The sequence below is a fragment of the Nicoliella sp. ESL1106 genome, from assembly GCF_058509965.1.
Genome location: NZ_CP196340.1, coordinates 503,578 through 529,762, shown reverse-complemented (window position 1 = coordinate 529,762; position 26,185 = coordinate 503,578). Strand labels below are relative to the sequence as shown.

Sequence of the window (26,185 nt, the reverse complement as noted above, 5' to 3'; positions counted from 1 at the left end):
TTACCTCCTCGATATTTACGCATCTAAATTATGTAACTAAACTATATTTTGTACCTATATACTAACACTAAGAATTTACAATGTATAGTTTAAAGTTTACAAATATATTGATAATCAGGATAAAAAAAAGAGCTAACCATGAAAACATGATCAGCTCAATCAAAAATTAGATTATTTTAATTTACTTAGATTAAATAAAAGATTAACCCTTGTATGACTTGTAAGCCTTGTTGTAAGCCTTTTCAGCAGAAGCTAACTTCTTTTCTGCAGTCTTCTTAGCCTTTGAAGTCTTAGCAGCCTTAACAGCCTTCTTGGCAGCGTTAACAGCCTTCTTAGCCTTGTTTACTTCAGCCTTAGTAGCCTTCTTTTCGGATTCAGCCTTGAATACTGGCTTGTCTGAAACCTTGTCTGGCTTGATTGGTGCTTCATATTGTGGGAAATCAGTTGATGGCACAAATGAAGTAGCTGATGATGAAGTAGCACTTGATGCAGCACTGCTAGTTGCAGAACTTGCTGAAGAAGTTTCACCAGATAACTTGTTGTTGTTTGAGTTAGCTTGGTTAACGTATCCAGCAGTCTTAGCATAAACAGATGCAGCTGAGCTAAATGCTGAACTTTCTGAACTTGCAGAAGAAGTAGCAGCTGCTAAAATAGATGTTGATTGTGAAGTGGCACTAAGAGCAGAAACATCACCACCTAATTGAGAAGCTACATTATAAGCAGCGTTTGCAACTGCTGATAATGAATTAGCAGAAGAAACAGCTGCTGATGCAGCAGAAACAGCTGCTGATGCTGATGCATAATCTGAAGGAGTAGCATAGCTTTCTACACTTGCGAATGATGAAACAACAACACTAGCAGAACTTACTGCAGTTGATGCAGAAGTAACAGCTGTTGAAGCAGCTAATGAAGCTGATGATGCAACAGAAACAGCTGATGATTTAGCATATGCTGAAGATGCTGTTTGATAATATGCTGATGCTGCTGATGCTGCTGATGAAGCTGCTGATGAAGCTGATAAAGCTGTTGATGAAGCTGTTGATGCAGCTGATGATGTTGATGCTGATGATGCAGCTATTGATGCAGCTGATACAGCTGTTGATGCAGCTGTTGAAGCTGTTAATGCAGCTGATGATGCTGTTAATGCAGCTGATGATGCTGATGCTACTTCATCACTTGTTACATTGCTACCATTAGCAGAAACACTTGAAGCTACTGAAGCTGCACTTGAAGCTACTGAAGCTGCACTTGAAGCTACTGAAGCTGCACTTGAAGCTGCTGTATTTGCAGCAGAAGCATCATCTGCCGCATGTGCAGTCACCGCAAATGGTGCGTTAACGTTAGCATTAGTTGCCACGTAACCGAATGATACTAAAGCTGCAGTAGTGACCATTGCTGCAACCCACTTTTTACCGGACTTGTAAAGACGGTAGTGTTCTTTGTTAGTGTTTTTCATAAGAAAAAACCTCCTAAAATTTCTATATAGAATTATATAATCTAGGTTTATGTAACCAAACTATATCATGTCTATATGATATCACTATCTGAAAAAAATGTATATAATTGTATTTGTAAAATTATTGTTAAAAAACCGCTGTATAGCACATTATCCAATAAAAAATCCGTTTCCAAAAATAAAATTGGAAACGGATTTTCTGTACGAAAATAATGTATCTGATCGCACTATTTTTGCCGCTTGTATAATCCAAACAAGGCCGCTGAAACCACGAGCATTGATAAACCGATCAATGCGGTTCGTTTAGCAACATTGCTTTCACCAGTTTGTGGTAATTGCTTAGCATTTGACTGCGTCCGATTAACCTGTTGGTGATTAGCAACACTCGTTGTTTTAACATTCCGCAGGTGCTTTACATTCCCGTTGGTCTCCTTTGTTGTTTTAACTGACTTAGGTTTGGTTTTATCAGTATCAGTAGTCGTTTGAGTTTGCTTTTGATCATCATGAGGCTTCTGGGTGGAAGTATCACTGATAACTGGCTTTTCTGAAAGTGAATCGGGTTTGATTGGTGCTTGCGAGTCTGGAAAATCAGTCGATGGCACGTAACTAGTTGCAGATGAAGCAGGCGTCGATGATGGAGATGCACTAGTTGATGAAGGCGTTGATGATGCTGAACTAGGTGTCGCAGCACCCGATAGCAAGTTCCCAGTTGATTTGACATATTCTACGTAACCTGATGAGTTATTATCAGTGGTCGTCGTAGTGGTAGTCGCTGGACTAGCTGTCGGTGCTGGAAATGCTGAATTATAGCTAGAAACCATTACATTATATAGATCCGATAAACTGCTATCATTGCTACTAATATCATTTGATGATAACGATGATAATAAAGAACTTGCGTTTGCTTTATCGGCCCCTGAAGGCGCTTTGGCAATGGCGGCAGAAGCAGCGGCAGTTGCACTTGCAATCGTACTAGTAGCAATACTCTTTTCTGCTTCTAACGAGTCATACACACTAGTCGCTTGTGACTTCGCTGCAGAAGCTGTCGATTTATCCGTTGCGGTCGCATTGTTACCTAGTTTAGCGGCACTTGCCACAACTGAATTGGCACTACTAATAACACTGAATGTTGATATTTGATCATTTTCGAATGAATTGATCAAGTTAGCTACTGAGGAAGCCTGTGCGGTGGCTGAGAATAACGATGCAAATTCGCTTTGAACGGCACTGTTTGAACTTGCAACGGGTTGCGCAGAAGTACTTAAAGTATTAAATACACTTGATAGTGAATTAAAGGTTGATTGCGCAGAAGTCTTTTCACTTGAATCGGCATTGGAAACTGCTACACTGGCATCGCTTTCAGCCTGAGCAGCGGCACTTAACGCTGCACTAGCTGCATTGGCTGCACTAGCTGCCGTGCTAGTTAAACTATATGCATTTGAAACGTCACCACTAGAAAGATCGTCCAATGAATTCTTGGCACTCGTCACAACGGACTGGGCAGAATTGACCGCTGCGGCAGCGCTACTAATGGTGCTACTAGCAGAGTCAACTACTGAGGCAGCACTATTGGCAGTACTAGTTGCTGAATATGGCAGGCTTTGGAGACTTGCTAACACCGCTTCCAAAGAAGCAAATTCAGATGATTTAGCACTTGCATCATTTGTTAAAGTATTAACCGCACTGGCAGTATTAACATTTGTACTTGAAGCATCGCTGTAGCTTGAAGCACTCTTTTCAGCAGAAGTAGCTGATGAAGCATATGTACTTTCGAAACTGGAAGCGATATTGTATGAATCCTTTGCTGAGTTAGCTGCATTGTAATAGCTAGCTACTAATGGTTGAGCACTCGATTGATAACTTTCGGCACTAGACAATTGAGCACTGGCAGAGTAGCGACCACTGTTATTAACAGCAGTCGAGGCATTTGCAACATAGCTACTAAATGAACTTACCGCATCGGAAGCGGCACTGCTTGAACCAGCAGCGACAGAAGCGGCAGTGGAAGCGTTATCAGCAGTGGATGTAACGTCTGAAACTGTTACAGGGTCTGCTTTAGCCACCGCAGTAGCAAATGGCTTAGCTGAGGTATTATCGTTAGCTACATAGCCGACGGACACGACCGCAGCAGTCATGATCATTGCGGCAACCCATTTCTTACCAGACTTATATAAACGATAGTGTTCTTTATTGGAATTTTGATTCATATTAACACCCTCCTTAACATTTTATAATTTAATAATATCACTAGTATTATTAAAACCAAATTAATTCATATCATTATTTTGTAAAAAATATGTAATTTAGATAATAAAAAAAACAGTCTCTAAAAGACTGGTTTTTAAATGGATCGATTATTGATCCTTATATGCCTTGTTAAGGGCTTTATATTTCTTTTCTGCGGTCTTCACTCTTTGCTCAGCCGTCTTTTTAGCCTTAGTGGTTTTAGCCTTAGCTAACTTTTGCTTAGCCTTTGTAACAGCATCCTTGGCCTTCTTAACCGCTGTTTTAGTCACCTTGGCATGCTTATTGGACTTTTTAAAGACTGGCGAATCTGAAACTTTATCAGGCTTAACCGTTTCTTCATATTGTGGGAACGTTGTTGATGGGACAACGCTAGCAGCTGATGAAGATGCGCTCGTGGATGATTGCGTTGCTGAGCTAGCCGAGTCATTCCCAGTTGATGAGGCAACGCTTAACCCTCCTGACAATTGGTAACCGTTAGAGTGAACGTAATTGACATAGCCACTATCAGCGGATGAAGAAGCCGTTGATGTCGTTGATGAAGAAGCCACTGCATCAGAATGAGCTAGGATCGAGCTTAATTCACTTTGGGCCGCACTATTGGCAGTCGATAGTGATGAAGCAACGCTAGCTGCTGAAGATAAGGCAGTCGCAGCCGATGCGAGGATCGATTTAGCGCTAGCTTGATCTGACTTTGCGCTAGTCTTGGCAGCAAAATCACTGGCAGCGGAATATGCACTATTGGCAGCACTGAAGGCAGCACTAGCTGAAGCAGCGGCATTAGCAGCATCGCTGCCGGCAGCTACGGCGACCGTAACGTTAGAGCTTTCCGCACTCTTGCCGTTCTTATCGACCAATGAACCGACACTAGCAATCACTGAACTGGCACTGCTTACTGCTGAAGATAATCCTGGAACGGCTGCACTCGCTGAACTCACCACGTTAGAAGCACTCGTGGCAGAACTAGTTGCCGATGACGTGTCTTCAGTATTTTGAATCGAATTCCAAGTCGATTGCAGCGAATCATTCACACTCGATAGTTGAGCGGCCGTACTGGAAGCGGATGCCACTGCCGATGATGCTGATGCTAGGATCCCCTCAGCAGAACTCTTGTCGGGGTTGCCAGCCGTTTGTGAAGCAGCAAATGCACTGGCTGCAGAATATGCACTCTCGGCTGAAGCTAATGAACTAACTGCTGATTGGTAGGCACTCGTAACGCTGTTCGCTGAACTAGCAGCACTAGCGGCCGCATCAACTGCTGCACTGTTCGAACGCTTCCCACTGTTGTTCACAAGGGTAGCGACGCTATCGACCAAGCTGGCTGCACTGCTGACACTGCTTAGTGCATTGCTAGGGGCGTTCACGACTGCATTGCTGGCCAATGCGGATGCACTATTGGCAGAGCTCGTGGCAGGATATGCTGGGGCCGTATTAAATGCGCCCAGGCTATTGTTGAAACCATTCCGATCGCCAATCGCACTATCGCGAGCAGAAGCAGCTGGGGAATATTGATTACTGAAGAGTGACCCTAAAATGCTTTCGGCCGTAGATTGATCGGCACCCGATGCATTCGCACTAGCGTATGAGAATGCCGCTGAATAGGAATTATAAATGTTTGAGACTAGTGAATTGGATTCGTTATTGACGCTATCAACGCTCGCTAGTAATGCAAACGCACTGTTAACGTTGTCGTTTTCATATGCTTTCCCCTCTACGGACGTTGCTGCTCTAACACTAGCAACGTATGAACTGGCGCTGCTGGCAACCTTTGCGTTAGCAGAAACCGTAGCGCTAGCCGAAGAAGCGTAGCTAGCGACACTATTGGCGGAATCAGTGGCTGGGGTGTCAGAAACTTCTGCGATCCGATATGATAATAAATCATTATCAGCGGCTACGTTGGCCGTCGTATCGGAACTACTGCTTTGCGTAGTAACGGCATCGCTGCCAGTAGACTGACTAGCACTAGTTGATTGGCTAGTGGTGGCAGCACTACTTGCGGATTGATCGTCAGCACTGCTTTGGCTTTGAGTCGAATCAGCCCTAGCTACTGTCGTTCCAAAAGTATCTGAAACGTGATCGTGCCCTGCGACATAGTCGACAGACACAACGGCAGTCGTCATGATCATCGCTGCAATCCATTTTTTCCCGGATTTGTATAATTTGTAATGTTCCTTATTTGAATTCTTTTTCATAGATAAGGACCTCCTTAATATCTTATACTATTATATGACATATTTAGTATAATTTTAAATATATTGTAGCCAAATCTTTTATACAGGAGGGATTATTTATGACTAATTCAACCGTTGATAAGCTCCTTGCTGATCACCATCACCTCACTGCCGAACAGCAGGCAATGATCAATGGCATCAAGCAATTTACAATCGACCACATCAATGATCAAACCCACGCTGTTTACGTCATTTATGGCGATGCTGGGACCGGCAAAAGCGTCATCTTAAGTCAATTATTCTATGATTTTCAACAATTAGCAGCTGCCAAACAGGGGCCGCTCGCCAATACCCACAATTACTTTTTGGTGAACCATCCCGAGATCCTAAAGGTCTACAAACAAATCGCTGGCAAGGAAGCCCACGTTTTAAAAAAGCACTTCAATCGCCCGACCTCGTTTATTAACCAGATGGCTAAGCAAGATGGGCATGCTGACATCACGATCATCGATGAAGCGCACCTACTGCTTTCCAGGCGCGACGCATACAATAACTTCTACCAGGATAACCAGTTGAGCGAAATCATCAAGCGTTCTCAGGTTACGATCTTAGTCTTTGACCACCGTCAAGTGTTGCGGACCAAGAGTTTTTGGACCGATGCGCGGCTGAAGAAGCTGATTGCTCCCTACACCGTGGGCGAATACCATCTGACCCACCAGTTTAGAATGAACGCTAGCGATGGGTTGGTAAAATGGATCAATACGTTCACTGATGGGACTTTGACCGAGTTGCCACGCGACTTAGGTGCTGACTATGACTTTCGGATCTTTGACGATGCCGAAGCAATGCGCAAACTCGTGGTCAAACAAAACGAGCGCGTCGGCCTATCGCGGATCGTTGCGACCTCTGGTTATCCATCGACGCTTGACGGTGGTAAACACTACGTCGTTGAGGGCGATTTTAAAATGCCCTGGGACCAATATAATTATACCCAGACCCCGTGGGCAGAAATTCCCGCGACCATTAATGAAGTCGGTTCGATGTTTACTTGCCAGGGGTTTGACCTTAACTACGTGGGCGTCATCCTGGGGCCGCCGATCAAGATCGATGAAAAAGACCACCTCTATGTTGACCTCAGTAAGTTCACCGATGTCGAATCACTGAAGAAGCGTAGTGACATCACCGATCCGAAAGTATTTGCTAAGGTCAAACAGACGTTAGTGCTCAATTCGGTGAACGTATTGATGAAACGCGGGGTCAAGGGATTGTATGTCTTCGCCCATGACCAGCAATTAAGGCAGCGCCTGGCACAGATTTGGCACGCCCACCAAGTTGATTAATCATGTATAATAAAGACAAGATATTAACTAGGCAGGTGAATTCATTGGGTAAGCTCAACTTTTTACGAATCGCTTTGGTCGTGGTGGCCGTGATCTTGTTAATCCACTACGTCTTCTTGACGCATTATTTTTCGGACAGCTTCAATACGATCTTAGAAATCATTCTTTCAGCCGTCGAAATCATCTTGATTTATGCCTATGTAAAGGTGCTAAGAAATAAGCGATGACAAAAATAAGATTGCTACATAATATGTAGCAATCTTATTTTTTAGCATCCAGTAACTTTGATTCTAGTAACTCTTTGAAGCGTTTTTGGAATTCTTTCTCATCCATTGGAATTAAGCTAGAAATCCATAGTGAAATAATTAAATTAACATATTTAATGAATAGTCGCACGTGAAAAAGATCATCCTCTGGGAATAGCTTTTTCATAATGCGCAGGTAATGAATTTCTAGGTAATGCTGCCAAATTTCGTTTACATCAGTACCATTGAGAACTCGAATCTGATCACGGTTCTTATAGATGATTGGAATCGCAGTCTTGCTAAAGATTTCCACGAATAGCTCTGGTGTCAGTTCCTTATTCTTCTCATGCCGATATTTGTCCACGAAACCATGAATTAATTCACGATCGATTTGACATTCGGAATATTTAATAATGTCATCCTTACTATGAAAATGATGGTAAAAAGTCCCCTTGGCCACATCGGCTTCATTAATAATATCAATATTAGTAATATTCAAAATTGATTTTTGATTAATCAAGGATAAGAATGCATTAACAATTTTTTGTTTTGAATTTGCCATGTAATCAATCCTTTTCCTTAAATTAAACCCGTAATTGTTTGTTTATACAGTTGATCAAAATCCGCAATGAACATCTCTGGATCCTCAGGATTGGGTTCTGTAATCCAGGATTCAATAATGATCACAATGTAGTTCAAAATAATATTCACATTCTTAGTCGATATGCCATTGTGCTTGGCTTTAGCAGCAACAAAGGATTTAAAGACTTCAATCAATGGATTTTCCCAAATGTGATTTAAAGTACATTCACTCAGAACCATAATTCGGTCTGAATGGGCATATAAGAACGGAACGCTCACCTTGGCAATGTCTGAGATTGCCTGTTCCATGTTCAAATTAGCAGCATTTAATTCAGCGAGTCCATCCCGAATCGGTGCCACTAACTCATGTTCAATCTGCACTTGAATATAATCTAATATATCCTGTTGGCTTTCAAAATTGTTATAATATGTGCCTCGTGAAATGCCAGATGTATTAATGATGTCATCGTTATTAACGTTCAATAGCGAATTATCGCGCACCAATTTTAAATATGCATCTGCAATCATATGTTTAGTTTTGAGCATCAACTCACCCCGCTTTTTTTAGGAATCCCTGCATATTTATTACAATTATGCAAAAAATACTTACGACTTATTATAACAACATATCTTGTAAAAATTAATGATTATTAAGGAATTTTTACTTTTAAAAAACCGTTTTGTAAAGAAATATTGATAGTATTTAAATAATGATTGTGTTATAAATGATTTAAGTATTAATTATAATAAGGAGTCCTTAATTATGAATAATCAAAAATCAAACCCACAGGAACGTAAAGTTCTCCACAAAGTTAAAAAACAATGGCTCGTGTTATCATCCGTCGTACTATTAGGAATGGCAGCTGGCGTTAGCGTCAACGCCAATGCTGATAGCACGACTAGTTCGGCTGCCACGACCCAATCAACTGCCAGCGATAATACCGCAGCTGGTTACTTAGCCAACACAACGGTGTTCAGTAATACCGTTTCTGGTGCCAACAATAGCCTTGCTGCCCAAGTATCGATCGTAAATAGCCTTGCGAGTGCTGCTTCGACAGCCGTTAGCCAAGCCCAACGCGGTGCTAACACTAATATCAGTGCTAGTTATGATGCTTCTAACGCTGCGAGTGCCTACTCCACGGCAGCACTCATCAATACCACTGCCAATAATTTAGCATCTGCTGGACAAGCATTGAACGCCCAGATCAGTGTTGCCGTTACGATCGCTAGTACTGCTACGACCACAGGTGGTAACATTGCCGATGGATCTAGATCCGCTAGCCTTGCATCATCTGCCTTCACCCAAGTAATGGCGTACCTAAACAGTGCGTACGGCTTGGTCCCAAGCATGAGCAGTGCCACTAATTTGGTGTTAGGGCTTGCTAACAAGTCGATCTCAGAAGCAAGCAGTAGTTCGACCAGTGCAACGAGTTCAGTCGCTAGCTCGACGACTTCCAGTGCATCATCAGCTAGCTCTTCATCCGCTAGTTCAGCAAGTACGAGTTCGGCCCAAAGCAGCAGTGCCACTAGTAGTAGCGCTACTAGCGTTCAATCCAGTGCGAGCTCAGCTGCCAGCAGTGCATCGACTGCCACTAGCCAAAGCAGCAGTGCGAATAGTACCAGCAGCGATGCTGACGATACCCAATCGGCCGAAGTTGCCAGAGCAAAGAGTCGGGTCAAAAGTGCTAAGAAGGCCCTCAAGAAAGCTAAGACCAAAAAGGCCATCAGTAGTGCTAACAAACGTTTGAGCTCTGCTGAACGAGGCGTGCTCATTGCTGAAAATAACTATAATGAAGATTACTACTACTCATTTGATGGGACCTTCAAGACGATCACCACCAAAAAGAATCTTTACACTTACAGTAACCAACACCTCGTTAAGAAGTATCGGCTCAAGAAGGTTAAAAAAGGCACGACCATTACGGTTAAAAAGATCATTACCTCTGATAATTCATCCGTCTTCGAAGTTACTGGTAACCAATACATTACTGGGAAAAAGAGTTTTATTAAATAACCGTAAATCACTTATTTTTGCAAAGTCGTTTTTGACAATTGTTAAATTATAACACAGAAATGAAAGCGCCCCTAAATTTTTTCAATTTAGAGGCGTTTTTATTATCGAATCTTATTAATTGATGTTTTGAGGCCAGTAATAAAGTGGTGGTTAGCAAACTCGATCCGCGTTGTCTTACCGTAGTGAATAATCCGATTCACTTTCACCTTGGTCCCACGCTTTAGTTGCCCGATGTGGTGCTGGCTAGTAAAGCGTTTGTTGTTATAAACGTTGACCGTTTGCGCCACTTTTACGTAGTCACCAACGCGATCAAAATCATAGTAGTAACGCACGTTGTATAACTTGGCTAGCTTTAAGTAGGTCTTTTCGGCAGAATAATACTTGTTCAGATCATGGCGCTTCTTCGATGCCGCCTGATTTCTGCTTGATTGATAAGTCGCCGATAACCCCTGATGCTTTGAATCAGCTTTTAAGGTCGCAGTGGCTTGGTTAAGGTTAGCCTTGGCTTGCGCAACGGTTTCCGTTTTGGCATGGGCGATCGGACCGTGGTTTCCATTGATCAGTCCGAATGCCAAGCCCGTTGACGCTAACAGCGCGATTAGCAACTTATTTTTTCCAATATTTTTCATTCATCTCACCTAAATTCCTTATTGCCCCCATTATAGCAAATTGAACGTAAAAAAGCTCGATTCCAGAAGTAATCGAGCTTTTTGCGTAATTGAATTAACTTAATTTACTAAAACCACCACTTAAGCCGTTCAATAGGTTCACAATGTTATTCCATTGTTGATCCCGTGCGCTGGCAGTCGTACTGCCGTTCGCCCAGTTTTGTTGAACCTTTGAAGCAGCATCTGAAATGACTTGGTTATCATAAGTGGAGAAGCGGCCCTTGAATGCTTGGGCTAATTCTGAAGCTTGTTGTTGGAAAACCATTACGGCCTTATTCCCGAAGTTAGTATTATCGTAAGCATCGGTCGAACCCATGTCAGAAGTGATCGCATTCAATGAGTCACGGTAGTCAGTGTAGTTGCCGTTGTTAAAGCGTGTCCCTGCCCCGACAGTGTAACTATTTTGCGCACCTGGGTTAGCGTAAATTCCTAGTGAGCTAACGGCATTATTGAATGCGGTTTGGTCATTATTAACGGGCGTCGTTGCTGGTTGGGTATTGTTATTCGCAGTCGTCGTCGTTGATGGAGTCGTATTTTGGTTCTGGGTGCTAGAAGGGGTGGTATTTACGGGCGTTGTTGAATTGTTCTTTTTAGCCTTTTTAGACTTCTTGGTCTTCTTAACCTTCTTATGGTGCTTAACCTTTGTATGTTTCTTAGCCTTATGCTTCTTAGCAGCATTAACAGTTACTTGGGCCTCAGTATTGAAGGCTTCTAAAACGGTCGGTGCCACTAGCATTAGTGATAAGGCGGTCATTAAAAGCGTCTTTTTCATTTTCATATATGTACATCTCCTTAAGAATTATCATAATTAATATAGCATTTTCTTAAGGAGAATTCAAAATGTTTTTGATACTAATTAATATCCAGCTAAAACATTATAGTTATTCGTCTTTTGATGCATCATCTTGACAACAGATGCGGGAGCCTTGTTCAGACTCATCGTTTGTAATAACCGCCCGCGTAGCAATAGCCGCTTGCTTCCGCTATCGTTACAAGTGATCAACGTGAGCAGCTTTTGCTTGGTGTTATCGACCACGCTGACTGCGTAGGGACTGATGATCTTACGCTGAGTGATCTGGTATTCATAGACTTTATGCATATCAGTCAAGTAGACCTTCATCCCCACTTTGCCTTGATTGTAAAATGGCGAGAACAACGCCTGCTTGTTGATCATATGGTGACCAGCTAGCGCATAATTACCCTCACCCATCTTTTGGTCCGCTCGCATCGTTCCCGCAGCGAGCATCAGCGTTTCATTATCGACCCCGAGGCCGATCGGTAAGTGCAAATTGATCGAAGGCGCGATGATTTGCCCAACGAGTTTAACGTTTTTAGCATGCAAGCGGGCGTTGATGACTTGATTCATCGTGACCGCCTTGACTTGATTCATATTATAGTTGGCCTGCTGAGTCCGTTGTTGATTAGCTTGGACCTCTTTGCGATCGATCGTCGGCCGATACCCAGCGACCAATGCGGTCTTGATGGGTTCAATGCTTAACATTGCAAGCCCCGCGACCAACAAGAGGATCGCGGCCCATAGTTGCCACTTTTGCTTCATTATTCATCAACTCCATTGAAATCATTATAAAACAAAAGGGAGTAGACACCAAATGCCAACTCCCGATTGATTAGTAAAGTTTTGCAACTTGTTTTTGAATATCTGCGTTGTCCAAGAAATCGTCGTACTTGGTCTCAGCCCGTTCCACGATCCCCTTATCAGAAACTTCGATGATGTGATCAGCAATCGTTTGAATGAATTGGTGATCATGGGAAGTAAAGATGATCGAGCTTGGGTATGAGATCAAGCTGTCGTTCAACGCGGTGATCGATTCCATGTCCAAATGGTTAGTCGGATCATCGAACAAGAGGACGTTGGCCTTTTGCAACATCATCTTGGAGAGCATACAACGCACCTTTTCACCCCCGGATAAGACGTTGACCTTCTTATCAACGGCTTCTCCAGAAAAGAGCATCCGCCCTAAGAAGCCACGGATAAAGGTATTGTCGCTTTCATCCTTTTGGGCGTATTGGCGCAACCAGTCCATGATCGAAAGGTCGCTGCCGTCGAATTCAGCGTTGAAGTTCTTAGGTAGATATGAGCGTTTCGTCGTTTGCCCCCAGGTAACGGAGCCCGTGTCTGGCTGCATCTCACCTGCGATGATCTGCATTAACGTCGTGGTCGCCAAGTCATTGCGGCTGATAATGGCGGTCTTTTCACCTGGCCGCAGCGTAAAGGTCACGTTGTCTAAGATCTTGACCCCATCGATCGTTTTGGAAACCTTGTCCACGCGCAACAGGTCGTTACCCAGGTCGCGTTCCTTTTCAAAATTAATGAATGGATACTTCCGTGAAGACGGCTTGATATCGTCCAGGGTGATCTTATCAAGCTGTTTCTTCCGTGAAGTCGCCTGCTTGGACTTGGAAGCATTGGCACTAAAGCGGGCGATAAATTCCTTTAGTTCCTTGATTTGATCTTCTTTTTTGGCGTTGGAATCAGCACGCATTTTATTGGCGAGCTCGCTGGATTTCAACCAGAAGTCGTAGTTTCCAACGTACATTTGGATCTTTTGGAAGTCGACATCACACATCATCGTACATACTTGGTTCAAGAAGTAACGGTCATGGGAGACGACGATCACGATGTTGGGGTAGTCAGCCAGGAAGTTTTGCAACCATTCAACGGTGTGGTTGTCCAACCCGTTGGTCGGTTCATCCAATAATAAGATGTCGGGCTTACCAAAGAGGGCTTGGGCGAGTAAGACCTTCACCTTTTCCCCCTCGGTCAATTCACTCATCTTTAAGTCGTGCATCGATTCTGGGATTCCCATGCTTTGCAGGAGTTGGGAAGCCTCTGATTCGGCATTCCAGCCGTCCATTTCAGCAAATTCGCTCTCGAGTTCGGCAGCGCGGACCCCGTCTTCATCGGAGAAATCGGGCTTAGCGTAGAGGGCGTCTTTTTCCTTCATGATCTCGTAGAGCTTTTTGTACCCTTGAATCACCGTGTCCAAGACGGTGAACTCTTCGAATGCGTAGTGATCTTGGTTCAAACTAGACATCCGTTCGTGTTCGCCAATCGAGATATTACCACTAGTGGGTTCAATCTTGCCTTCAAGCAACTTTAAAAATGTTGATTTACCAGCACCGTTGGCACCAATCACCCCGTAACAATTACCGGGCGTGAATTTTAAATTAACATTTTCGTAAAGCTTCTTACCAGAAAACTGAAGTCCCATGTCGCTAACTGTAATCATATTTTTCCCTCCATACAATGGTGTTTACATAACAAAGCGCCCTGGTCACCATCGCTGGACTAGGACGTTTTTTCGTTGTAACTAGCTATTTGTTATTACTTTACCATAACTAAGGAGACTACTCAACTTGAAAAACCGAGTTGACTGGCGCATCCCCACTCGTAATTTCGTAAATGTGCTGCTTGGTATTCGGGTTCGCCAAGATTGCGACTATTGCTGAGGCCACGTCATCGCGTGGAATCGATCCACCGATGCGATCCCCGTCGACCGCGATCTTGCCAGTCCCCGCATCATTGGTGAGCATTGTTGGCCGTAAGATTGTGTAGTCGAGCCCACTTGCCTTTAAGAAGCGATCGGCGTAGTGCTTAGCCACGTAGTATGGTTGTAACGCCCCCGTCTTAGCCCAATAGCTGCGGTCATCGGCGGCAACGGCACTGACCATCACGTAGCGCTTGATCCCCGCGAGTTTAGCGGCATCCATCGTCTTGACCGCCCCGTCTAGATCGATCAAAAGCGTCATATCATCACCAGTGTTGCCACCAGAGCCCGCACTAAAGACGATCGTATCGATCGAATGGGCCGTCATGATTTTGGCCATTTCCTCAGGGCCGCCCAGCAAGTCGAACTTTACTGGCGTTACGTGCGCTAGGTTGGCAACGGTCGTGAATTGACTTTCATCACGAAAGCCTGCGAATACGTGATCACCAGCTCGCGATAGCTTTGAAACCACCAGTTTACCTACGTGTCCATGGGCACCGATCACAAGAATATTTGCCATTTAAACAGCCTCCTTATTATTAATTAGTAAGCATATTGTATCAATTATCAGCGATTAATTATACTAATGCGACTCAGGGCAACAAAAAAACTGATCTCAAACGAAATCAGTTTTTAAGGCATGTTATTTAACACTTTTTTTATCGAGAATTGCAATGGCGGAATCGATTAATCCACTGTCGTTTTTCAACGCCAACTGGTTGTATTGAACCGTCAACGTTAGACCCGGAGCATCGATATATTGTCCTGAATAGCCCTTGTAGTAAATGGGACCCAAGTCACTGTCGAGTGCCTTATCAAAGTCTGGGGTAGCGAAATCAGCATCCACGACCACCAAATCAAAAGAGGTGTCAACGGCGCAGGAACCAACATCTGAGAATGGTCCGACCCCATCATCTAAGCTCAACAGGAGCTTGGAATTTTGATCAGCAACTTTTGTAATCTTGGCCTTTGCTTCATCAGTAATTACAATTTTCATTCAAGTAATCCCCCTTCATTTAAACTACAATTACTATCTTAACGATTATTGAAAATATGTCAATCATTTGATACACGCAAAGCTGCTAACGGTGTTTAAAGATCCGATGAGCCTTATAGGTGCTGCGATTATCACTATAATGGGTTTGATATTGACGTTCCGTCCTGCGTTTTTGGTAGTGTTGATAAGTCTTGTAGGCCGCATAGCCAGCCAAGAGCTTGCTAACGGTCGAATAATGGCGTTGGCCATTTTGATAGTAGCCGACCTTATCTGGTGCAGGAACGTTCATCGTATTATCGATTTGCGAACGGCCCGTGGCGTAATCGAATTTAATCCCTGGTTGGACGTTGAACAAGTAGACGTTAAAATCGAGCTTCCGATTCGTCGAGATGGCCTGCAAATGAACCCCGCGGGCCATTAATTCGCTGCCCCTAAAGATCGGTTGGACTTGATAGACGACCTTTTGGTTATCCTTCAGTGCGTTTCTGACCAGGGTCTCATAGATCGTCTGTAGTTTTTGATTGCTGAATGCCGATTGGGTAAAGAGGTTCTTCAAATTATTTTGATCGCCAGACTGCAGGCTTGCCTGATAATTCCCATCGGTATCGATTCCCTTTGATAGGCTGTAGGCGATCAAGTGCCCACGGTTAATAATCGCATCGTTATTGACGAACTTTTGGTGCCAGCCCGTAGGATATACCGTCTGCCGTGTCCGCAACGCCCCATCAGCGACGTTACGCTTTTCTAAGTATGCCGTATTCGCGGCTGAGGTCCGATTATTTGAATCTAAATTTGCATACTCGATCTTATTGGTCCGCCAGCTCGTCGGATCTAAGGTACTCTTACCCCCGTTGACCTCGACGACGGCCTGCTTGCCAGATGAATAATCTAAATTCGGTAATTGACTGGCGGTAATCTTAGTTTCGCTAGTGGCGTTAGTCCCCGTGCTTTGCGAGTGATTAGTGCCACACCCGACTAGTGTGACTGCAACGAGCGCCGTTGATAATAATGCTACTAATTTTTTCATTATAATGAAACCCCTATTCCAGATCGTCTAATCCATTCATTGCTTCCATCTCTAATAATTGCGAACGCATTGCTGAACCCCCGCGGATACTGTTGTTCATGTTATTCGGGCAGATGACCCGATGGACTGGGATGACCATCGTTAACGGCGAGTCAGTAACCGCTTGCATCACGACTGTTTCAGAGACGCCCGCCTTTTCAGCAACATCTTCAGCAGTCATGAACGAACCATACGGAATCGTTCGAATCAGCTGCCAAATCTTTTGTAAGGCCGGATCGCCCGCCCCGCTAATGTCGATGGGTATGTCCAGCTGCTTTTCTTCACCTAGGATGTAGTCTTCAAAGCGTTCTACATATCCAGTCGTCACATCCCGTTGGTTACGAAATTCGAACTGGCTATTTGGATAGAAGTCATAGATTTGCGATATGTGTTGATCTGAGTCTGAAATAAAATTCAGCCCATTGTTATTTACGGTAAAATATAATTTTTTGTCGTTAAACTTAATTATATCCCAATATAATTTTTCCATTTCAGTAGTTACCCCATCTCTTTAAATGAATTATAGCAAACCTCGTTCAGAAAATAAAAACAATCCATTCCACCCTTAATTTGTTAAAAATAAAAACGCCAATGGATAGCTCCATTGACGTTTTGGATTTGAATTTTATTTATGGACGTGAGTAGCCCACTGAGTGCCACCATGGTGAGGAAACGTTTTCGATGACGACCCCGCGGTTTTGGGCGTTGATCATCTTACCATTACCGATGTAGATACCAACGTGGGAAATACTATGCTTGCTATAACCAAAGTATACTAAATCACCCTTTTGCCGATTTGCTGCCGCAATCTTTTTCGTCGTGTTGTATTGAGCTTGGGCAGTTCTAGCTAGGCTCTTGTGACCAGCCTTATAAACGTATTGGGTGAATCCTGAACAATCGAAGCGACTAGGCCCCGTTGAACCGTAAGAATAAGGAGTCCCTAGCTTTGATTTAGCCAAACGATACATCTGGTCAAAGTTTTGGCTTTGGCCAGCTGAATCAGCATGGACTGCTTTGCTCCCTGCAAAAGTAGCGGCAACGATGGTCAATGTTGCAACGGTTAAAATTACCAAGAGGCGTTTAGTTAAAGCGTTAATCATAGTTGAATAATTCCCTTTCCATTTTTGTTTTCGTTTTTTTTATTTTTGTTTTAATTGAATAAGTTCATTATAAAGAATCAATACTACGGGAAGAATTCAACTAAGTTGCAATTTGATTAAGAAAAATTACAAAATGCATCCATTTTTGTAATAATGATTATTCGACTTTGATAGAAAAATCGTCTCGTTTCGATTATAATAAATATGTAAATCAAATCTTTAGGTAAGAAGTGAATTTTAATGAATTTATACTCGTACCATTATTTAACCCAAAACTTCAGTAATTTAGGGTTTTGGCTATCAATCGTCGCAGCAGCGTTTGTGATTGCGTTCATCATTTTAGGAATTTTATACTTACGGAACCGGACTAACCTGAAGTATCGTGACTTCTTCGTTGTCTTGAGTTTCTCAGCTATTTTATTCGCCAGTCTGCAGGTCAGCAATTTCGTGAGCATGCAGTCGAGTTCTAGCCAGTCTGGCCAAACGGCGACCGTGTTGAAAAACATCAGTGCCCAAAAGCACGTCCCCGTTTCCGAAATGTACGCCAATTCGACGACGTTGCAAAATGGGATGACGATCAAAGCCGGTAAGCAATATTACCAAGTGACTTTTAACAACGACCAAAGCGGTTATAGCTTGACGCCCACTAATCTGGTCTATAACAAGCCTAATTACATAACTGCCAATCACTTTAGCTTTAATTTCTTGAACAACGTCTACGTTGAACTGGCGTTGAAACTATTGATCGGGTTCATTATGTTAGTAATTCAAATCAACCTCTCCGGGAAGGGGAACTTGATGCCGTCCAATGCCATCGACCAATTACAAAACTATGTTCTTGGTGGGATTATCGGTGGGATGATCTATAATGATGCGATCACGATCTTGCAGTTCTTCATCGTCTTATTGATCTGGTCATTGATCATCTTTGGTAGTAAGCTGCTCGTTCGGCAGTCGGACTTCTTCAAGCGAATGTTGACTGGGAATCCCCAAAAGATCATTGCCAATGGTAATATCATCGTGGATAACGCCTTGAAGAACGGGATGTCTGGTTCGGACTTAGCGTTTAAGCTGCGGTTAGAAAACATCGGAAGCTTCCAAGACGTTAAAAGCGCCGTGCTCGAACAAAACGGCCAGATGACGATCACTAGTTACGGCGACGAATCGATTCGCTACCCATTGATCACTGATGGTAAGGTCGACGAATCCGTACTCGAACGAATTAATCGGGATGAAAAGTGGGTCGAAGATCAGGTCAATAAACAAAACCTGACGATCGAACAAGTGTATCTCGGCCAGTTGATCAACAGCAAGTTGGTCTTGGTCCCATATCCACAACACAGCCACCGTTTTGGTGATAGATTATTCAATTTAAATAAGAAGGCTCATTAATAAAAAGCACTTCATCAGTAAACCTGGTGAAGTGCTTTTTATTATTTCGTTAAATACTTAGCCTGAAGTTGTTTTTCCTGGGCGGCTGAAATGCCGATTCCCTTATGAATATAATTTTGCATGTTGCCATAGTACTTAGCGACCGTTGCGTAGAAGCGGTCCAATTGGCCAACTTGTTCGACGTACGTATTCTTATGGTGGTAGTAATTAGTCAATAGATAGTCGTTGTAAATCGTATCCTTATCAACGCCGAGCGCTGATAGTAATACAACCGTCACTAATCCAGTTCGGTCATGGCCGTTCAAGCAGTGATACATTACCGCGCCGTTTTGATTGTTCAACAATAACTCGATGATTTCCCGATAAGAAGTCCGTGCCGAGCGATACGTGGTGAACGGTTTGCCATAGGTATAGATCTGTCCCTCTTTTTTCTTTTCTGCCTTATAGCTTTGCTTTTCCGCCGCCGTATTGGTTGGATAATCAAAGTATTGCACATTGGCCAACAATGATGATTGATTGCCATCCTCATTTGGATCAGGGAGGTCTTTGACCCCATCCTTTTCGGTCAATGAACGTAGATCGATGATCTTATTGATGTTGAACTTCGCCACCATGTCCGATCCCGCTTGATTGATGTCGTTCAAGGCGTTACTTCTAAAAATCGCATCGTCCTTAATGTGTTTGCCATTCGCTCCTACATATCCACCCAGATCACGAGTGTTCCAGCTGATCGTTTCGTAGTGATGACTAGCCCGTTGCTTAGCGAACTTATCGACGCGCGCAGTCCATTCTTGTTCCTTACTTTGGGCGCTCTTAGTCACCTTAGCCAATGCTTGGTAGTTAACGAACGTAATCGCCGCTACCATCGTGATGACGATTGCCAAAATTTTTACCCGACTTCGATCTATTTTCATAATTCCATCCCTTTCCGTTTCGGATTAATTGTATCAGCCGAAGGTAAAGGACTTGTAAATTATCGGTGTAAAGAACGTAAAAACGACGGCCCATTAGAACCGTCGTTTAAAAATTCGATTATTTAACTAGCATTTTATTAATGACCGCACCCATCACCTTGATTCCAGCTTTGATTTCGTCAACCGAGCGGTTCGAAAAGTTCATCCGCATCGTATTCGTTTCTGGATTATCAGGGAAGAATGGTGTGCCTGGTACAAAGGCAACGTTGTTTTTAATACATTCATCGAACAAACTGTCGATATCTGGATTGCCTGGTAATTTCACCCAGAGGAACATGCCCCCTTCTGGATGGGTCAATTCAGTCCCTGCTGGGAAGTGTTCTTGAATTGCTGCATACATTGCTTCACCGCGTGCATGGTATGCTTCGGTAATTTGATCGATATGGGCCTGCATATCATTGTGTTCCATGTAGCGGGCGATCACGTATTGGGTAAAGTTATCGGTGTGCACGTCTTCAAATTGCTTCAAAAGCGTCATCTTGGCAATCAATTCAGGAGCAGCACTAGCCCACCCCATGCGCAAACCTGGTGCTAAGATCTTAGAGAACGTGCCGGTGTAAATGACCCGCCCGTTCTTATCAAGGGAGCGAATCGGTGCAATTTGCTTCCCTGCGTATCTAATCGCACCGTATGGATCATCTTCAACTACGATGACATCATATTGGTCAGCTAGTTCGACTAAGCGTTGTCTTCTAGCTAGCGACATTGAATTACCAGTCGGATTTTGGAAATTAGGCACCACGTAGATGATCTTAGTAGTGGGGTGTTGCTTTAAAGTGGCTTCTAATTCATCCATCTTCATCCCATCTTCATCAACGTCAACGCCGACCGTTTCAGCACCATAGGTCTTAAAAACATCTAGTGCGCTTAAATAAGTCGGCCGTTCGCTAATGACTACGTCGCCTGGATTGATCATCATTTCAGCAATGACGTCCAATCCTTGTTGAGAACCGGTCGTGATCAACATATTAGCAGGATCTTCGTCTAAGCCACGCGTCCGCATATACTTAGCGATCAATTGACGAAGGTGTAAGTTTCCTTGCGCAACGCTGTATTGAAGAACGGTTTGCCCGTATTCGTCGAGTACGTAATCCGCGGCATCCTTGATCTCTTTTACTGGAAATAGTTCTGGTGCAGGTAGTCCACCTGCAAATGAAACAATGCTAGGCTTACTAGCAACGGTCAATACTTCACCAAATGGGTTATCGTTGGTCAACGGCACTCTGCTTGAAAAGTTATACTTTGTCATATTTAATCCCCCTAAATTGAATCAATTTCATGTTAAATAGAATTATATTACATAATTTCATCTAATGTCAATTTTTTCCACAAAAAAACCAAAACTATTTTAGTTTTGGTTTTTAAGCATTATTTATAGGATCACTAATGATTTATTGAGGCGATTACTTAAAGACGCGGAAACGTTCGCTGTCTTCCATGAATTCCTTGTCACCAGCTGGGGCTTCGATCGAACCAAAGTCCATTTCACCACGAAGTCTCCAACTCTTAGGAATGTCGAATTCCTTAGCGATATCAGCATCGATTAGTGGGTTGTAGTGTTGAAGGTTAGCACCGATTCCATTTTCAGCAAGGGCAGTCCAAACAGCGTATTGAGCGTTTCCTTGAGCTTGTTCGGACCAGTCGTAGAAATTATCCTTGTAAGCTGGGAATTGTTCTTCTAAGCCGTGCACAACGTCAGTGTCAGTGAACCAAAGAATCGTTCCAAAAGCATTCTTAAAGCCATCAATCTTAGCCTTGGAGTTCTTTTCGAATGCTTCGTCGCTTCCCATGGCCTTCTTCAAGTTATCAGCAACGATGTCCCAAACCTTGTCTTGGTACTTGCCAAATGCAAATACGACCCGAGTGGATTGGCTATTGAAAGCTGAAGGAGTTTCCTTAATTACTGATTCTAAGAATGGTACTAATTCTTCTGGTGATTGGCTAACGTTTTTACCTAATGCGTAAATCGTGCGACGCTTCTTTTCTAAGTCTAAAAATTCTTTTTTCATGGTAAATTCCTCCCTGAATATTACTAATTTGATTTGATGTTACTATCATAACACAACAACTTACTTTTTGTAAGTTAAAAGCAGTAAAAAATACAAAAAAGATGCCCAAGCCCAATATTCTGTACTATAATGAACTTGTAATGCTAATTAAGGAGCCATGCAAATGTATTACTACCTGTTCTTGTTTTTAGCAATAATTGGTGAAATGATCGGGACCAACCTATTGAAGGCCTCAATGGGGTTCACCCACTGGTTGCCCGCATTAGGTTCAATCTTTTCATTTACATTATGCTTCTATTTCCTTTCAATCGCAATGATTAAGATCCCATTGAACATTGCATATGCCACTTGGAGCGGTGTTGGTCTGATTTTAGCGACCGTCGTATCCGTTCTGATCTGGAAGGATCAAATTACAATCATCACGGTGCTAGGACTCACCTTGATTATCGCGGGCGTGGTTATCTTAAACGTCTTCGAACCAAAATAAAAAGAGCTTTGATTACTTCAGTTAAGTGATCAAAGTTCTTTTTATATTTATACATAAAAATAAATTGAAAAATACATTAAAATCGTGCCTATCATTACAAAAATATGCCAGATGACATGACCAAACGGAATGGCCCGAAAGCTATAGATGACGGAGCCGACCGTAAATGCGATTCCGCCGAGCAGCAATAGGATAAACCCATGCCAACCCAATCCCTGAAGTAAACGATGGATGCCTAGCACACAAAACCATCCCATGACCACATAGATTACGGTCGAAGCCACTTTGAACCTACCCATCCAGATCGACTTATAGATGATTCCTGAGATCGCCATGAACCAAATCACCCCGAAGATCACCCAACCTAGCTTCCCACCAATCGTTACCAACGAATATGGTAAGTAGGTCCCAGCGATCAACAGGTAAATTGCCGAATGGTCAAAAATTTGAAAAACATGTTCAGCCTTAGTGAAGTATAGGCTATGGAAGAGCGTTGATGCTAAATAAAAGATAATCAACAACGCCCCATAGATCGAAAAGGTCGTAATCCGCATCGCCCCACCCTCATGGACGCCGTGAACGATCAAAACGATCGCAGCTGCAATGCTTAATCCGACCCCGATACCATGGGTAATCGCACTCAAAATTTCATTGATCAGTAGGTATTTTTTGTTGTTTAAAAAAGCAGGCATCTTATCCATGACAAAAAATCCTCTCTAATAATTATTAGTTCTATTATACTCAATAAATCAAAAAAAAGACCATGTTTTATTAATAAACATGGTCCTTTAAAGGTTTATTTAAATTTTAATACCAGTTATGTGATAACCAGTGCTTTTTAGCGTTTGACCAACTGCCATAACGACTTAAAACGTATTTATCAGCAGCCTTTTCTTGGTTTGCAGCTGAGTAGTTACCATGTAATAAACCAATTCCCAATTGGTATTTACCATAGTACTTACCATTTCTGGCGGTGTATGAGTTCTTTGATTCGTGCCATGCGATCCATTTCTTAGCAGCTGCGTCACTCTTTGATAAAGTCGTCGTAGCATCTGCACTGGCAGTGGTTTCAGTTTCGTGTGAAGTAGCGATAAATGAGCCAAACATTGAGGCGGTAGCTAGAATAGTAAAAACAATTTTTTTGATTAACATATAAGAAAGATTTTCCTCCTTGAGATTCGTATCCATGATTTTATTCGTTCGTTTCAATGTTTTATACTTTACAGTAAAAATCTTACGCAATCGTTATCAAAATATTACAGGTTAATTACATGTTATTACGATTATGAAATAAAAAGGTTGCTATTTAAAACTAATATGATATAGTTAGTTACATAAGTAATTAACTAAAGGAGAAGTGAAATGGCAATTTTAGAAGTAATTAACTTGAATAAAAAATATGGCCGCAAGCAAGTGCTCCATAACGTTAGCTTTGAGATTCCAGTCGGGCAAATCCTTGGTTTGATCGGACCGAACGGGGCTGGTAAGTCGACGATTATGAAAACGATCGTGGGATTGACGAGCTATAGCCTAGGCAAGATTACAATTGATGATCAAACCCTGACTAAGCATAATCGCAAGGCACTAGCAAGCGTTGGGACGATGATCGAAACCCCTGCCCTTTATGATAATTTAACCGGGGTCGAACATTTACACCTCTATAATGAGGGCAAGACCACGAAGGAAGAAATCCAACAAATCATGAAGGAAACCCAAATTGAACGGTTCGCCAATCAGAAGGCAAAGAAGTACTCACTAGGGATGCGCCAAAGATTAGGGATCGCAATTACGTTGTTGAACCATCCTAAATTGCTGATTTTAGATGAACCGATGAATGGTTTGGATCCGCAATCGACCCATGACCTCCGTGACCTCTTGTTGCGGCTTGCGAGCCGTGGAATCAGCATTTTAATTTCCAGTCACCTCTTAGATGAACTCGCTCGAATCGCTGATTCATACGTTGTCATCAATCACGGTCGCGTGGTTAAACAAGCCAGTGCTGCTGATTTCCTTTCAAGTGACAATCAATTAGTTAAGATTGAAACCACCGATGTTAATGCAGCAGCTAACGTATTGAAAAGCGCTGGCTTCGATGCCCGCATTAACGATAAAAAAGTTGAAGTGCCCGCTAAGCAAGACACGTTGAATGATGTCCTAGTCGTCTTGGTGAACGCACAAATTAAAATTACGAATGTCCAAATGGCTAGCGCTGACTTGGAAGAATCACTACTCAAATTATTAACGGCTGATAATCAAAAGGAGGCAAAATAATGTTCACGCTACTAAGACAGGAAGGCTACAAGGCCATCAAGGGTAAATCGATCTGGATTTCACTGATCTTATTGTTGGCCTATCAATTATTGATTACAATCGCGATCAAACAGTTCAAGATCATTAGCCCCACTGAATTTTTAACCACCAATGGGCAATCGAGATCGATCGTTGAAATCATCATGGTCGTGATTGCTAGTACGATCATTACCAATGAATTCGTTAATAAAACCATCAAAAACCTATTGGCTAGACAATACTCTAGACTCCAGGTGTACTTAAGCAAGATCATCACCCTCGTTTGGATCTATGCGATCATTGTCATCGTTAACAATTGCTTCACGTTCGTTTTGAAATTGATCTTCTTTAACAATACGTCAGTTAGCGACCACATGATTAAAGAAATGGTCAACGCAGGAGTTGGTCAAGCGATCTATGTATTCTTAATCGCTAGCTTCGTATTGTTGATCAGCAACATTGCCAAAAGCTCTGGGGCTTCGATTGGAGCTGGGGTCGCATCCATTTTCGCCACCCAGATCATCAGTCAGCTCCTCGCAATCTTGATCAATAAGTATGAATGGGTCAAATATAATCCGTTTAACTTCTTCATGGTCGAGAACCAATACGATACAAGCGCATTCAAAGAATTAACCCACCTATCCTTGAAAATGATTACAGCAGGAGCATTCGTTTATGGAATTATCTTCATCGCCCTGGGCTACCTGATCTTTAACAAACGCAATATCTAATCCACCCGAGCTTAAATCATTTCATAATAATGATTTAAGCTTTTTGTTTGCAATCTAATCTCTATTGACTGGATATCAAAAAGTGATAAACTCTAAATATTATATTAATATTAGATTTTACTAGGATCAGGAGGTCCGCGTTTTGTTTACTGCTATTAAAGAAACGTTTGCCAAGCGGGGCAAGCTCACGCTTATCTTTGGTGCGATTTTAGCACTGTACATTATCATCGTCGCTTTTTGGGGAGCGTTCGGTGATTTAATCAACGCCGATAACTTCTTTCAATCACTCGGGACCGCTAACGTGGTTATTGGGATGTTAATGATGATTCTTGCTAGCCTCTCGTTCGGAAGTTCCCATACCCGTGAATTTCTCGCTAAGTTAATTGACGAAGGCCATCACAAAGCAATCGTGTTTTTAGCACAAATTATTTTCTTGGCCGTATCATATGGCTTCTTCTTGCTAATCAGCATTGCCCTAGTGATCGGACTTCAAGTATCGCTATTTAAGGGGCAAGGGATGCAATCATTCGCCCAGTTCAATACCGTTATCTACGGGAATGCGATTCACATGTTTATCATGAGTGCGATGATCATCTTCTTCATGGTGTTGTTTAGAGGCATCAAGAGTCAACTAGGGGCCGTTGCGACTGGAATCGGGATTAACTATGGTGGTCTAGGGGTTGCTTGGATCGGATTTTTATTCGTTTACCGCTACCGCCTATTAAAATGGGAACCCTTCAACTTCTTAATGGTTGAAAACCAGTTGATCAAACCAATTAACCATACTTTGACTAAGCTATACCGTCCAGAAGCAATCTCAGGAAGCCTTATCTATGGGATTATATTTACACTTTTAGCTTTATGTCTCTTTTTATATATGAAGCCGATAAAGCGTTAAAATTCACTATTTT

27 protein-coding genes are annotated in these 26,185 nt (G+C 42.7%); 8 read left to right on the top strand and 19 right to left on the bottom strand.

The genetic code is table 11. From position 1 onward, the window contains the following. Positions 1-202: 202 nt before the first annotated feature. The 3 genes from ACSVI6_RS02080 to ACSVI6_RS02070 all read right to left on the bottom strand — a co-directional run bounded on the left by ACSVI6_RS02080 (position 203) and on the right by ACSVI6_RS02070 (position 5,892). Complete coding sequence (locus tag ACSVI6_RS02080) at positions 203-1,456, bottom strand: KxYKxGKxW signal peptide domain-containing protein (RefSeq protein WP_491720866.1); 1,254 nt, start codon at positions 1,454-1,456, stop codon at positions 203-205. Positions 1,457-1,683: 227 nt separating this feature from the next. Further along, the gene (locus ACSVI6_RS02075) at positions 1,684-3,663 is read right to left on the bottom strand and encodes a KxYKxGKxW signal peptide domain-containing protein (protein ID WP_491720865.1); all 1,980 of its coding nucleotides are present in this window, start codon (positions 3,661-3,663) and stop codon (positions 1,684-1,686) included. Between the two features lie 147 nt (positions 3,664-3,810). Further along, a complete protein-coding gene (locus ACSVI6_RS02070) occupies positions 3,811-5,892 on the bottom strand; it encodes a KxYKxGKxW signal peptide domain-containing protein (RefSeq protein WP_491720864.1) in 2,082 nt (693 codons plus the stop codon). A gap of 98 nt (positions 5,893-5,990) precedes the next feature. Here ACSVI6_RS02070 and ACSVI6_RS02065 point away from each other — a divergent pair, with 98 nt between their 5' ends. Together ACSVI6_RS02065 and ACSVI6_RS02060 are read left to right on the top strand one after the other, a co-directional pair. Next, a complete protein-coding gene (locus ACSVI6_RS02065; RefSeq protein ID WP_491720863.1) occupies positions 5,991-7,211 on the top strand; it encodes a DUF2075 domain-containing protein in 1,221 nt (406 codons plus the stop codon). Between the two features lie 2 nt (positions 7,212-7,213). After that, the gene (locus tag ACSVI6_RS02060; RefSeq protein ID WP_491720862.1) at positions 7,214-7,438 is read left to right on the top strand and encodes a hypothetical protein; all 225 of its coding nucleotides are present in this window, start codon (positions 7,214-7,216) and stop codon (positions 7,436-7,438) included. A 34-nt stretch (positions 7,439-7,472) separates the two neighbouring features. On the opposite strand, the gene ACSVI6_RS02055 is transcribed toward ACSVI6_RS02060, so the two are convergent. Together ACSVI6_RS02055 and ACSVI6_RS02050 are read right to left on the bottom strand one after the other, a co-directional pair. Continuing rightward, positions 7,473-8,018 carry a TetR/AcrR family transcriptional regulator gene (locus tag ACSVI6_RS02055; RefSeq protein ID WP_491717066.1) on the bottom strand — a complete coding sequence of 182 codons (546 nt, stop codon included), beginning with the start codon at positions 8,016-8,018 and terminating at the stop codon, positions 7,473-7,475. A gap of 17 nt (positions 8,019-8,035) precedes the next feature. Continuing rightward, the gene (locus ACSVI6_RS02050; RefSeq protein WP_491720861.1) at positions 8,036-8,584 is read right to left on the bottom strand and encodes a TetR/AcrR family transcriptional regulator; all 549 of its coding nucleotides are present in this window, start codon (positions 8,582-8,584) and stop codon (positions 8,036-8,038) included. A 217-nt stretch (positions 8,585-8,801) separates the two neighbouring features. Between ACSVI6_RS02050 and ACSVI6_RS02045 the strand changes: the two genes are divergently transcribed. Next, positions 8,802-10,052, top strand: a complete 1,251-nt coding sequence (locus ACSVI6_RS02045; RefSeq protein WP_491720860.1) for a DUF5776 domain-containing protein — start codon at positions 8,802-8,804, stop codon at positions 10,050-10,052. A gap of 101 nt (positions 10,053-10,153) precedes the next feature. On the opposite strand, the gene ACSVI6_RS02040 is transcribed toward ACSVI6_RS02045, so the two are convergent. From ACSVI6_RS02040 to ACSVI6_RS02000, 9 genes are all read right to left on the bottom strand, one after another. Then, positions 10,154-10,681 carry a DUF5776 domain-containing protein gene (locus ACSVI6_RS02040; protein ID WP_491720859.1) on the bottom strand — a complete coding sequence of 176 codons (528 nt, stop codon included), beginning with the start codon at positions 10,679-10,681 and terminating at the stop codon, positions 10,154-10,156. A gap of 94 nt (positions 10,682-10,775) precedes the next feature. Beyond that, entirely contained in the window at positions 10,776-11,498 is a 723-nt protein-coding gene (locus ACSVI6_RS02035) for a hypothetical protein (RefSeq protein ID WP_491720858.1), read from the bottom strand. A 78-nt stretch (positions 11,499-11,576) separates the two neighbouring features. Continuing rightward, positions 11,577-12,278: a class A sortase gene (locus tag ACSVI6_RS02030; RefSeq protein WP_491720857.1), complete on the bottom strand. Its 702-nt coding sequence runs from the start codon at positions 12,276-12,278 to the stop codon at positions 11,577-11,579. Between the two features lie 70 nt (positions 12,279-12,348). Next, positions 12,349-13,971, bottom strand: coding sequence for an ABC-F family ATP-binding cassette domain-containing protein (locus ACSVI6_RS02025; RefSeq protein WP_491717060.1), 1,623 nt, complete (start codon positions 13,969-13,971; stop codon positions 12,349-12,351). A 118-nt stretch (positions 13,972-14,089) separates the two neighbouring features. Then, the gene (locus ACSVI6_RS02020) at positions 14,090-14,749 is read right to left on the bottom strand and encodes an SDR family oxidoreductase (RefSeq protein ID WP_491720856.1); all 660 of its coding nucleotides are present in this window, start codon (positions 14,747-14,749) and stop codon (positions 14,090-14,092) included. A gap of 123 nt (positions 14,750-14,872) precedes the next feature. Continuing rightward, entirely contained in the window at positions 14,873-15,226 is a 354-nt protein-coding gene (locus ACSVI6_RS02015; RefSeq protein WP_491717058.1) for an iron-sulfur cluster biosynthesis family protein, read from the bottom strand. An 85-nt stretch (positions 15,227-15,311) separates the two neighbouring features. Next, complete coding sequence (locus ACSVI6_RS02010; RefSeq protein ID WP_491720855.1) at positions 15,312-16,253, bottom strand: DNA/RNA non-specific endonuclease; 942 nt, start codon at positions 16,251-16,253, stop codon at positions 15,312-15,314. Positions 16,254-16,266: 13 nt separating this feature from the next. Next, positions 16,267-16,782: a methylated-DNA--[protein]-cysteine S-methyltransferase gene (locus ACSVI6_RS02005; protein ID WP_491720854.1), complete on the bottom strand. Its 516-nt coding sequence runs from the start codon at positions 16,780-16,782 to the stop codon at positions 16,267-16,269. Positions 16,783-16,921: 139 nt separating this feature from the next. Continuing rightward, positions 16,922-17,392, bottom strand: a complete 471-nt coding sequence (locus tag ACSVI6_RS02000) for a C40 family peptidase (RefSeq protein WP_491717056.1) — start codon at positions 17,390-17,392, stop codon at positions 16,922-16,924. A 240-nt stretch (positions 17,393-17,632) separates the two neighbouring features. On the opposite strand from ACSVI6_RS02000, the gene ACSVI6_RS01995 reads away from it, so the two are divergent. Then, positions 17,633-18,784 (top strand): DUF3290 family protein, encoded by a 1,152-nt coding sequence (locus ACSVI6_RS01995; RefSeq protein ID WP_491717055.1) that lies wholly within the window; start codon positions 17,633-17,635, stop codon positions 18,782-18,784. 41 nt (positions 18,785-18,825) lie between these two features. Here the strand turns inward: ACSVI6_RS01995 and ACSVI6_RS01990 are convergent, their stop codons facing one another. The 3 genes from ACSVI6_RS01990 to ACSVI6_RS01980 all read right to left on the bottom strand — a co-directional run bounded on the left by ACSVI6_RS01990 (position 18,826) and on the right by ACSVI6_RS01980 (position 21,767). Next, positions 18,826-19,698: a tyrosine-protein phosphatase gene (locus ACSVI6_RS01990; protein ID WP_491720853.1), complete on the bottom strand. Its 873-nt coding sequence runs from the start codon at positions 19,696-19,698 to the stop codon at positions 18,826-18,828. Positions 19,699-19,816: 118 nt separating this feature from the next. Further along, positions 19,817-21,007: an aminotransferase-like domain-containing protein gene (locus ACSVI6_RS01985; protein ID WP_491720852.1), complete on the bottom strand. Its 1,191-nt coding sequence runs from the start codon at positions 21,005-21,007 to the stop codon at positions 19,817-19,819. A gap of 154 nt (positions 21,008-21,161) precedes the next feature. After that, positions 21,162-21,767 carry a nitroreductase family protein gene (locus tag ACSVI6_RS01980; RefSeq protein WP_491717052.1) on the bottom strand — a complete coding sequence of 202 codons (606 nt, stop codon included), beginning with the start codon at positions 21,765-21,767 and terminating at the stop codon, positions 21,162-21,164. A 163-nt stretch (positions 21,768-21,930) separates the two neighbouring features. On the opposite strand from ACSVI6_RS01980, the gene ACSVI6_RS01975 reads away from it, so the two are divergent. Beyond that, positions 21,931-22,254 carry a DMT family transporter gene (locus ACSVI6_RS01975; RefSeq protein WP_491717051.1) on the top strand — a complete coding sequence of 108 codons (324 nt, stop codon included), beginning with the start codon at positions 21,931-21,933 and terminating at the stop codon, positions 22,252-22,254. A gap of 47 nt (positions 22,255-22,301) precedes the next feature. Here the strand turns inward: ACSVI6_RS01975 and trhA are convergent, their stop codons facing one another. Together trhA and ACSVI6_RS01965 are read right to left on the bottom strand one after the other, a co-directional pair. Further along, positions 22,302-22,946 carry a PAQR family membrane homeostasis protein TrhA gene (gene trhA, locus ACSVI6_RS01970; protein WP_491717276.1) on the bottom strand — a complete coding sequence of 215 codons (645 nt, stop codon included), beginning with the start codon at positions 22,944-22,946 and terminating at the stop codon, positions 22,302-22,304. Between the two features lie 115 nt (positions 22,947-23,061). Next, positions 23,062-23,406, bottom strand: a complete 345-nt coding sequence (locus ACSVI6_RS01965; RefSeq protein ID WP_491717050.1) for an aggregation-promoting factor C-terminal-like domain-containing protein — start codon at positions 23,404-23,406, stop codon at positions 23,062-23,064. A 210-nt stretch (positions 23,407-23,616) separates the two neighbouring features. On the opposite strand from ACSVI6_RS01965, the gene ACSVI6_RS01960 reads away from it, so the two are divergent. The 3 genes from ACSVI6_RS01960 (at position 23,617) to ACSVI6_RS01950 (ending at position 26,172) form a co-directional block, all read left to right on the top strand. Next, complete coding sequence (locus ACSVI6_RS01960; RefSeq protein WP_491720851.1) at positions 23,617-24,525, top strand: ABC transporter ATP-binding protein; 909 nt, start codon at positions 23,617-23,619, stop codon at positions 24,523-24,525. Further along, the gene (locus ACSVI6_RS01955; RefSeq protein WP_491720850.1) at positions 24,525-25,274 is read left to right on the top strand and encodes a DUF2705 family protein; all 750 of its coding nucleotides are present in this window, start codon (positions 24,525-24,527) and stop codon (positions 25,272-25,274) included. The genes ACSVI6_RS01960 and ACSVI6_RS01955 overlap by 1 nt, the downstream gene beginning before the upstream one ends. A 142-nt stretch (positions 25,275-25,416) precedes the next feature. Further along, on the top strand, positions 25,417-26,172 hold the full coding sequence (locus tag ACSVI6_RS01950; protein WP_491717047.1) for a hypothetical protein: 756 nt from the start codon (positions 25,417-25,419) through the stop codon (positions 26,170-26,172). Positions 26,173-26,185: the final 13 nt, after the last annotated feature.

Bases quoted from the DNA above. Each gene is read 5' to 3' on its own strand.
- ACSVI6_RS01965 (WP_491717050.1), bottom strand. From the start codon at position 23,406: ATGTTAATCAAAAAAATTGTTTTTACTATTCTAGCTACCGCCTCAATG.
- ACSVI6_RS02035 (WP_491720858.1), bottom strand. From the start codon at position 11,498: ATGAAAATGAAAAAGACGCTTTTAATGACCGCCTTATCACTAATGCTA.
- ACSVI6_RS02050 (WP_491720861.1), bottom strand. From the start codon at position 8,584: ATGCTCAAAACTAAACATATGATTGCAGATGCATATTTAAAATTGGTG.
- ACSVI6_RS02000 (WP_491717056.1), bottom strand. From the start codon at position 17,392: ATGATTAACGCTTTAACTAAACGCCTCTTGGTAATTTTAACCGTTGCA.
- ACSVI6_RS01980 (WP_491717052.1), bottom strand. From the start codon at position 21,767: ATGAAAAAAGAATTTTTAGACTTAGAAAAGAAGCGTCGCACGATTTAC.
- ACSVI6_RS02055 (WP_491717066.1), bottom strand. From the start codon at position 8,018: ATGGCAAATTCAAAACAAAAAATTGTTAATGCATTCTTATCCTTGATT.
- ACSVI6_RS02080 (WP_491720866.1), bottom strand. From the start codon at position 1,456: ATGAAAAACACTAACAAAGAACACTACCGTCTTTACAAGTCCGGTAAA.
- ACSVI6_RS02005 (WP_491720854.1), bottom strand. From the start codon at position 16,782: ATGGAAAAATTATATTGGGATATAATTAAGTTTAACGACAAAAAATTA.
- ACSVI6_RS02065 (WP_491720863.1), top strand. From the start codon at position 5,991: ATGACTAATTCAACCGTTGATAAGCTCCTTGCTGATCACCATCACCTC.
- ACSVI6_RS01995 (WP_491717055.1), top strand. From the start codon at position 17,633: ATGAATTTATACTCGTACCATTATTTAACCCAAAACTTCAGTAATTTA.
- ACSVI6_RS02010 (WP_491720855.1), bottom strand. From the start codon at position 16,253: ATGAAAAAATTAGTAGCATTATTATCAACGGCGCTCGTTGCAGTCACA.
- ACSVI6_RS01985 (WP_491720852.1), bottom strand. From the start codon at position 21,007: ATGACAAAGTATAACTTTTCAAGCAGAGTGCCGTTGACCAACGATAAC.
- ACSVI6_RS01955 (WP_491720850.1), top strand. From the start codon at position 24,525: ATGTTCACGCTACTAAGACAGGAAGGCTACAAGGCCATCAAGGGTAAA.
- ACSVI6_RS02030 (WP_491720857.1), bottom strand. From the start codon at position 12,278: ATGAAGCAAAAGTGGCAACTATGGGCCGCGATCCTCTTGTTGGTCGCG.
- trhA (WP_491717276.1), bottom strand. From the start codon at position 22,946: ATGCCTGCTTTTTTAAACAACAAAAAATACCTACTGATCAATGAAATT.
- ACSVI6_RS02060 (WP_491720862.1), top strand. From the start codon at position 7,214: ATGTATAATAAAGACAAGATATTAACTAGGCAGGTGAATTCATTGGGT.
- ACSVI6_RS02025 (WP_491717060.1), bottom strand. From the start codon at position 13,971: ATGATTACAGTTAGCGACATGGGACTTCAGTTTTCTGGTAAGAAGCTT.
- ACSVI6_RS01960 (WP_491720851.1), top strand. From the start codon at position 23,617: ATGGCAATTTTAGAAGTAATTAACTTGAATAAAAAATATGGCCGCAAG.
- ACSVI6_RS01975 (WP_491717051.1), top strand. From the start codon at position 21,931: ATGTATTACTACCTGTTCTTGTTTTTAGCAATAATTGGTGAAATGATC.
- ACSVI6_RS02075 (WP_491720865.1), bottom strand. From the start codon at position 3,663: ATGAATCAAAATTCCAATAAAGAACACTATCGTTTATATAAGTCTGGT.
- ACSVI6_RS02015 (WP_491717058.1), bottom strand. From the start codon at position 15,226: ATGAAAATTGTAATTACTGATGAAGCAAAGGCCAAGATTACAAAAGTT.
- ACSVI6_RS02070 (WP_491720864.1), bottom strand. From the start codon at position 5,892: ATGAAAAAGAATTCAAATAAGGAACATTACAAATTATACAAATCCGGG.
- ACSVI6_RS01990 (WP_491720853.1), bottom strand. From the start codon at position 19,698: ATGAAAATAGATCGAAGTCGGGTAAAAATTTTGGCAATCGTCATCACG.
- ACSVI6_RS02020 (WP_491720856.1), bottom strand. From the start codon at position 14,749: ATGGCAAATATTCTTGTGATCGGTGCCCATGGACACGTAGGTAAACTG.
- ACSVI6_RS02040 (WP_491720859.1), bottom strand. From the start codon at position 10,681: ATGAAAAATATTGGAAAAAATAAGTTGCTAATCGCGCTGTTAGCGTCA.
- ACSVI6_RS02045 (WP_491720860.1), top strand. From the start codon at position 8,802: ATGAATAATCAAAAATCAAACCCACAGGAACGTAAAGTTCTCCACAAA.